The 6,576-nt window shown below is 69.2% G+C and carries 5 protein-coding genes; 4 read left to right on the top strand and 1 reads right to left on the bottom strand.

What is annotated here, in order from left to right:
• The 4 genes from JWQ05_RS10970 to JWQ05_RS10955 form a co-directional block, all read left to right on the top strand.
• On the top strand, window positions 1-944 hold a 944-nt coding region (locus JWQ05_RS10970; protein ID WP_299658480.1), incomplete at its 5' end, for a magnesium transporter CorA family protein.
• A 90-nt stretch (window positions 945-1,034) separates the two neighbouring features.
• On the top strand, window positions 1,035-2,492 hold the full coding sequence (locus tag JWQ05_RS10965; protein ID WP_299658479.1) for a lipopolysaccharide biosynthesis protein: 1,458 nt from the start codon (window positions 1,035-1,037) through the stop codon (window positions 2,490-2,492).
• Window positions 2,493-2,593: 101 nt separating this feature from the next.
• The gene (locus JWQ05_RS10960; protein ID WP_299658478.1) at window positions 2,594-3,781 is read left to right on the top strand and encodes an FAD-binding protein; all 1,188 of its coding nucleotides are present in this window, start codon (window positions 2,594-2,596) and stop codon (window positions 3,779-3,781) included.
• Between the two features lie 178 nt (window positions 3,782-3,959).
• On the top strand, window positions 3,960-5,342 hold the full coding sequence (locus JWQ05_RS10955; RefSeq protein WP_299658477.1) for a heterodisulfide reductase-related iron-sulfur binding cluster: 1,383 nt from the start codon (window positions 3,960-3,962) through the stop codon (window positions 5,340-5,342).
• Between the two features lie 19 nt (window positions 5,343-5,361).
• On the opposite strand, the gene JWQ05_RS10950 is transcribed toward JWQ05_RS10955, so the two are convergent.
• Complete coding sequence (locus JWQ05_RS10950) at window positions 5,362-6,333, bottom strand: MBL fold metallo-hydrolase (protein WP_299658476.1); 972 nt, start codon at window positions 6,331-6,333, stop codon at window positions 5,362-5,364.
• Between the last annotated feature and the right edge of the window lie 243 nt (window positions 6,334-6,576).

Raw genomic sequence — 6,576 nt, 5'->3', positions numbered from 1 at the left:
CGCCGCACGCGGTCTGGATCGACCTCGACGACCCGAGCGCGGAGGAGGCGGGCCGCGTCGAGGCCGCCACCGGCATCCGGGTGCCCTCGCGGAAGGCCCTGAGCGAGGTCGAGAATTCGAGCCGGCTGCGGCGCCTGAAGAACGGCTTCTCGCTCTCGACCCCGATGATTACCTTCGACAAGCTGGATTCGCAGGTGAAGCCCCTTGGCTTCGTCCTGACCAAGGACCGCCTCGTCACGGTACGCTTCCACGAATTGCGCGCCTTCGCCGAGGTCAAGAAACGCATCGACACCGGCGACGGGCCCGGCAGCACCAGCACCGAGATCTTCCTCCTGCTGATGGAGGAACTCGTCGACAGCTTGGCCGACGCACTGGAGGACATGGGCGCGGACCTCGATTCGCTGTCCACGCGGATCTTCGATTTCGACGTCCGCGGCGGCGGCATCGCGGGAGACGCCAAACTCCAGAGCCAGACGCCGCGCCGACGCGATCTGGCCTTGCGCCGGATCCTGCGCGGCATCGGCCGGCGCGGAAAGACCCTCGGCAAGATCCGCTCCAGCCTGCTGGGCCTGGAACGCATCGTGCCCTTCGTCGCCAACGAGTGCGAGAACATCCTCGGCGAGGAGCAGGTCCCGCGCTTCGAGGCCGTGCGCCGCGACATCGCTTCCCTCGACGAGTTCGAGATCCGGTTGTCGGAGAACGTGCAGTTCCTCCTCGACGCGACGCTGGGGCTCATCAGCATCGAGCAGAACAACACCTTCCGGGTGCTCACCGTCGCCTCCGTGGTCGGCATACCCCCGACCTTGATCGCCTCGATGTACGGCATGAACTTCAAGCACATGCCGGAACTCGAATGGGCCTACGGCTATCCCTACGGCCTCGCGCTCATCCTGATCAGCGCCATCATCCCGGTCGTTTTCTTTCGGATTCGGGGCTGGTTGTGACCGGTTGACGGAATGTTGTCGTAGCCCGCGCTAGACCGGTACCCTGCATCGCTGCCAGACACCGGCGCCAGAGGATGACCCGTCCGCCCCATGGCCGTGATCGCCGCCTTCGTCCTCAATGCCGGGCTGAACTTCGTCCTCGGCCTGCTCATCGCAAAGCTGCTCGGTCCGGCGGATTTCGGCCTGTTCGCCCTGGCGACCGCCGGGGCGATCGTCGCCAACACCGTCCTGTTCGAGTGGCTGCGCCTCTCAGCGACGCGATTCTACTCCGTCCGCGTGCGCCTCGACGAGCCTTGGATCCGCCAGGGACTCGACCGCGCCTACGCCGTCTTCGGGCTGGGCCTGTTCGCCGCCGCATTGCTCTGCGCGGCCCTCGGCATCGTCATCGAGCCGGGGCCCGAGGGGCGCCTCGCGATCACGGCCGGCGCGGCCTTGGCCGCCCTCGGTATCGGCATCTTCGACTACCATGCCGCGCTCGCCCGGGCCCGCTTCGACGGCGGGCTCTACTTCCGGCTCGTGGCGGTCAAGAACGTCCTCTCCTTCGCGATGATGGCCGGCGCCGCCTGGTTCTTCCCGCAGCCGGTCTGGGTGCTGGCGGCGGCGGGGATCAGCCAGGCGCTGGCAATCGCGATCCTGCGCCGGCCCCTGCGTGACCCCGTCAGCCCCCGCCTGCGGGTCCGCCTCACCGAGACCTGGCGGCTCTTCGTCGCCTACGGCCTTCCGCTGATCGCCGCCAACGCGATCTATCAACTCCTGCCCTTCATCAACCGGGCCAGCATCGCGGCCCATGGCGGGCTCGCCGAGGCCGGCTACTTCGCGCTCGCCGCCGACGTGACCACCCGCAGCATCGGCACCCTCGGCACCGCCCTCGACCTCCTGCTGTTCCAACTCGCCGTCCGGGTCGAGGAGGAGGACGGCCGGGCGGCGGCGGAAGCCCAGGTCGGCCGCAACGTCGGAATCGTGGTGGCGCTGCTCCTGCCCTGCGCCGTCGGGTTCTGGTCCATCCTGCCGGCGCTCCAGGCGCTGGTCGTGCCGGAGGCGTTTCGCGGGCCCTTCGCGGCCTATGCCGGGCTGATGATCCCCGGTTTCTTCTGCCTCGCGATGATGAACTTCGCACTGAACCCGATCTTCCAGATCCGCCGCCGCACCCGTCCCGTCATCGCCGCCGCCATCGTGGGTCTCGGCGTCAACGCGGTCGGCCTCTGGCTGCTGCCGCCCCACCTCGGGCCGGAGGGCGTCGCCATCGCGCAGACGCTGGGCCTGAGTGCCGCCACGCTGCTGCTCGCCCTGCGCGCATTGACGGGCGCCGACCGCCTGTCCCTGCCGTGGTGGGACATCCTCGCGGCCGGGATCGCCTCGCTGGCGATGGCGCTTTGCCTCGTGCCCTTGCGCCACATCGAGCCGGCGCGCTGCCTTGCCCTCTCCATTCCCCTCGGGATCGTCGTCTACGGCGTCCTCGTCTGGCTCTTCGACATCGCAGGCCTGCGGGGACACGCAGAGGCGCGCCTCTCGCAGCTGACCGCGCCGAAAGCCGCCAGGCTCGAATAGGGGTCGGGCGCCGGGTGCCATCGGCGCCACGGTCCTCTAAGGTGGCGTTTCGAGAACAGGGTCGAGGGTGCCGCAGAGCATCCCGGATCGGGCAGGAAACGATGCGTTCATACGAGCCTCACGACGAGGGCGCGGCGGCCGAGATCGTCCGTGCGGCGGCCGGAACACAGGAGCGCCTGCGCCTGGTCGGCGGTGCGACGAAGGCGGGGATCGGCCGGCCGGCCCAGGACGAGGCGACGCTGTCCAGTGCCAGGCTCTCGGGCATCACCCTCTACGAGCCCGCCGAGATGGTGGTTTCAGCCCGCGCGGGCACGCCGCTCGCCGAGGTCCAGGCTCTTCTCGCGGCGCGCGGGCAGATGCTGCCCTTCGAGCCGATGGACCATCGGACCCTCATGGGTACGTCGGCCGAGCCCACCTTCGGCGCCGTGGCGGCCGTCAACAATTCCGGACCGCGCCGCATCAATGCGGGTGCCGCCCGCGACAGCTTGATTGGTGTGCGCTTCGTCAACGGACGAGGCGAGGCGATCAAGTCCGGCGGCCGGGTGATGAAGAACGTCACCGGCCTCGACCTCGTGAAGCTGATGGCCGGCTCCTGGGGCACCCTCGGCCTCCTCACCGAGGTGACCTTCAAGGTCCTGCCCGTGCAGGAGCGGGTCGCGACCCTCGCCTATGCGGATCTCGACGATGGCCGCGCCATCGCGGCCCTTTCCGCCGCCCTCGGCTCGCCCTTCGAATTGACGGGTGCGGCCCATCTGCCCGCCGGGATCGACGGTGGGGCGGCGCGGACGCTGATGCGGATCGAGGGGTTCTCGGATTCCATCGATTACCGGCTCGGCGAATTGCGCGGGCTGCTCAAGCGCTTCGGCCAGCCCGAGATCGTGGAGGGCCAGGCCGGGATCGCCCTCTGGACGCGGGTCCGCGATGCGACCCCCTTCGCCGAACCGCGCGAGGCCGTGGTCTGGCGCATTTCGACGGCACCGACCCGCGGGCCCGCCATCACGGCCGCGATCGGCGCGCGGCGCGACGCCCGCTGGTTCTACGATTGGGGCGGCGGTCTGGTCTGGCTCGCCACAGAGGCCAGCGGCGATGCCGGGGCCGAGATCGTGCGCGCCGCCGTACAGTCGCAGGGCGGGCACGCCACCCTGGTGCGCGCACCCGACGCGGTGCGGGCGGCGGTGCCGGTCTTCGAGCCGCTCTCCGAGCCACTGATGCGGATCACCGCCGGCATCAAGGCGGCGCACGACCCGAAGGGCCTGTTCAATCCGGGCCGGATGTATGCGGGCATCTGACGGGGCCGGTTCTGGCGAAGCGTGGGGTCTCGTACGCTGCGCTGTCGCGGGCCGTTCCCCGGCTCAACATCAGATGCGACTATCTCTAAACTGACGCCGCAAGAACGACGATGCCGACACGGATCGGGGCGCGAGCCCGGCCCGACGAGCGGCGCGAGGGTGGACCCGAGGACGCACCGTGCAGACCAACTTCAGCCTGACGCAGCTCGCGGACCCGGCCATGGCCGCGTCGGAAAAAATCCTGCGGACCTGCGTCCATTGCGGGTTCTGCACCGCGACCTGCCCGACCTACCTGCTGCTCGGCGACGAGCTCGACTCCCCGCGCGGGCGCATCTACCTGATCAAGGACATGCTAGAGGGCGGTAAGCCCGCCGTGCCGGAGGTGGTCAAGCACGTCGACCGCTGCCTGTCCTGCCTGTCCTGCATGACCACCTGTCCGTCCGGCGTGCATTACATGCACCTCGTCGATCACGCCCGGGAGCACATCGAGGCGACCTACAGGCGGCCATTGAGCGACCGCCTGCTACGAGCAGTCCTCGCCTTGGTGCTGCCCTATCCGAACCGCTTCCGACTGGCGCTGCTCGGGGCCAAGCTCGGGGTGCCGTTCCGGCCCCTCGTCGCGCGCCTGCCGCGCGTCGGCAACCGCCTCGCGGCGATGCTCGACCTCGCCCCCGCGCAATTGCCGAACCGCAACCCCACCGACCGGCCCGGCACCTTCCCGCCCGAGACCCGCGCCCTGGAGGCCAGCGCCGCGCTTCACGGCGAGACCGCGCCCGCGCGCACCGGCCGCGTCGCGCTCCTGCGCGGCTGTGCCCAGAGCGTGCTGCGGCCAGACTTCAACGAAGCAGCGATCCGCCTCCTCACCCGGCACGGCGTCGAGGTCGTCCAGGCCAAGGGGGAGGGCTGCTGCGGCGCGCTCACCCACCACATGGGCAAGGCGGATTCGTCCCATGCCCAGGCCAAGCGCACCATCGACGCCTGGATCGCCGAAATGGACGGGGGCGGCCTCGACGCGATCCTGGTCACGGCCTCGGGTTGCGGCACGACGATCAAGGATTACGGCTTCATGTTCCGAGATGACCCGGCCTATGCCGAGAAGGCGCTGCGGGTGTCGAGCATCGCCAAGGACATCACCGAATACATGGCGACCATCCGGCTGATGCCGCCGATCCTCGAGACCGACCTCGTCGTCGCCTATCACTCGGCCTGCTCGATGCAGCACGGCCAGGGCATCCGCACCGAGCCGAAGAACCTCCTGAAGACCGCCGGCTTCACCGTGAAGGACGTGCCCGAGGGCCACATCTGCTGCGGCTCGGCGGGCACCTACAACATTCTCCAGCCCGAGATCGCCAACCGCCTTCGGGACCGGAAGGTCGCCAACATCGAGCGTATGCGCCCGGACGTCATCGCCACCGGCAACATCGGCTGCGCGACGCAGATCGGTAAGGGGACCCGCATCCCCATCGTCCACACGGCGGAACTGCTGGACTGGGCGACGGGCGGGCCGAAGCCGGCGGTATTGGAGGGGATACCCCACAGGGCCTTGGCGGCGGTCGTGTGACCGGCGCACCGAGGACCCGTCATCGATCGAGCTGGTAGGTCAGCGGTATCCAGCGATAGCCGAGCCCGTCGCGGGTGACGTAGCCGAGCGATGGGAACGAGGTGTGATAGCCGGCGACGAGGACCCGGTCCGTCGCGGCCATGTCGTAGATCGCGCGCCGCGTGCTGGCGCCACGATCCTTATCCATGTCGAACAGGGCATGCCAGTCGGGCCGTGCCAGCGATGCGACCTCGTGGTGCGCGCAGTCGCCCCAGATCAGCAGGCGCTGCCCATCGCTTTCGACATGAAAGGCGAGGTGTCCCGGCGTGTGGCCGAAGGCGGCCAGCGCTTCGATGCCGGGCACCACCGTCTCACCGGGCTTCACGAAGCGGATGCGGTCCAGCATGGGAAGCAGATGGCTGCGGAAGACGCGGGCCGATTTGTACTCGTTGCTCTCCTCCGGTGCGGCAAGGCGGCGGTCATCCTTCCAGAACGCGACTTCATCCTCACCCACCACGTAGCGCGCATGGGGAAAGAGCGGCTTTCCGCCCTCCATCAGGCCGCCGATATGGTCGGTGTGGCAGTGCGTCAGGACCACGATGTCGATCCCCTCCGGTGTCAGGCCGGCCTGCGCGATGAGGTACGCGAGTTGTCCTCCGCCTGGGCGCGGAACGAACCCGACCTCGCCATTGCCGGTGTCGAACAGGACGGTTTCGCGCCCGGTGCCGACGATCGTCGGCGTGAAGCAGAATTTGAAGCGCCTGGGCGGCAGGCGGTTCTCCCGCATGAGGGCGTCCATCTCCGACCTGTCGCGATCCTCGCCTACGATCGGCCAGGGGCCATCGATCATGACGTTCGCGTCGAGCAGGGTCGTCACCGTGAAGGTGCCGAGGCGAACCTGCCTCACGCCTGATTGCGGGAACGCGATGGGAGATTGTGCCTTCGCGGGGCTCGGCACGATCAGGCCCGCGATCGCGGTCGCGGCGAGGTGACGGCGGGTGAGATCGGTCATCGCAAGGGATTTTCCGGGTCGCCCGGTTCCGTCAGGATGGTCGCGGGACTGGCTGGCTTCGGTCTACAGCGCCGGGAGGAGCCACCGCTTGTACGAACGTGCTGCGCCCGTCGCCCCGCTCGGCCCACTCTGGCACGTGGAGGGAGCGCAGACCTTCTTTGCCGGGCCGCTCGCCTACAACGCCAGCCACCAGCACGGCGCCCCGGTCTACCTGGCGGGTCTCTACGGATCCTTCCGGATTCG

It is taken from the genome of Methylobacterium sp. (genome assembly GCF_028290105.1).
Taxonomy (GTDB): Bacteria; Pseudomonadota; Alphaproteobacteria; order Rhizobiales; family Beijerinckiaceae; genus Methylobacterium.
Note: the sequence above shows the minus strand (reverse complement) of the source record. Positions and strands in the feature narration are given on the sequence as shown.

What these genes read in the sequence shown, in the direction of transcription:
- JWQ05_RS10965 (WP_299658479.1), top strand. Translation starts at nt 1,035, where the DNA reads ATGGCCGTGATCGCCGCCTTCGTCCTCAATGCCGGGCTGAACTTCGTC.
- JWQ05_RS10950 (WP_299658476.1), bottom strand. Translation starts at nt 6,333, where the DNA reads ATGACCGATCTCACCCGCCGTCACCTCGCCGCGACCGCGATCGCGGGC.
- JWQ05_RS10960 (WP_299658478.1), top strand. Translation starts at nt 2,594, where the DNA reads ATGCGTTCATACGAGCCTCACGACGAGGGCGCGGCGGCCGAGATCGTC.